Raw genomic sequence first — 871 nt, 5'->3', positions numbered from 1 at the left:
TGGGGAGAGGGCGAACGAAAACAGGGATCAACCAATCACAAACGGCGCCGGTGACGCTTAACTTAATGGCATTGCCTGATAACCCAGGCGAATCAGGTAAAGTTTTGTGCGAAAGGATTATTGCCGCCTATAATCAGATTGTCTTTCCCAATGGAAAGTTTATTAGCTGGTGGAGACAAGAGAAGCCAAAGTAAAGACATAAAAACGGCCCAACATCTGGTAAAAGATCTTTAGGAGTTTATCATGACAAAAACAAACACTACTCGATATGATGTTGCTGAACACCTCCGCAACCCCGAAGAAATGGCTGCATACCTCGAAGCCTGCCTTGAAGAAGCAAATGGTGATGCCGCACTCATTGCGAAAGCGCTTGCTGACATCGCACGGGCCAAAGGTATGTCACAGGTGGCAAGCGATGCGGGCTTGTCCAGGGAAAGTCTCTACCAGGCGCTATCAGGTGAAAAAAGCCCGAATTTCGATACTATTCTAAGGGTCATTGCTGCGCTTGGTTTAAAACTCCATGCCGAAGCAGCACACTCCCACACCGCTTAGAGGCTGTCTAAAAACTAACCCATTGATTTTAAGCCGTAGGCTGGGTCGAGGGACGAGACCCAGCAAACCAAGCTTGCCCGTAAGCGCTGGGTTTCGTTCCTCAACCCAGCCTACCGCCTAGGGCCCTTTTTTGCGCTCGTTCCCACGCTCCAGAGACTGTGAAAGTATTCGTTTTCCCTGGAAGCGGTGGGATGGGACCGCCATATTCCACGCTAAACCCTATGCCATGTAGGATGAAGAGAAAGATTTTCTGCTCAATTTAGGGAAAATTGTGTCGTCCTGTCCCTTTGGATCTGAAAATCCAGGAATACTTTCACAG

At 48.7% G+C, this 871-nt stretch carries 2 protein-coding genes; both read left to right on the top strand.

Annotation, left to right across the window (positions count from 1 at the left end):
• Positions 1-194, top strand: a 194-nt coding sequence (locus tag BQ17_RS22835) for a hypothetical protein (protein ID WP_218068295.1), incomplete at its 5' end; no start/stop codon positions are given.
• A gap of 49 nt (positions 195-243) precedes the next feature.
• A complete protein-coding gene (locus tag BQ17_RS15085; RefSeq protein WP_089728436.1) occupies positions 244-552 on the top strand; it encodes an addiction module antidote protein in 309 nt (102 codons plus the stop codon).
• Positions 553-871: the final 319 nt, after the last annotated feature.

It is taken from the genome of Candidatus Thiosymbion oneisti, from assembly GCF_900092655.1.
In the GTDB taxonomy this organism is placed as follows: Bacteria; Pseudomonadota; Gammaproteobacteria; order Chromatiales; family Chromatiaceae; genus Thiosymbion; species Thiosymbion oneisti.
Note: the sequence above shows the minus strand (reverse complement) of the source record. Positions and strands in the feature narration are given on the sequence as shown.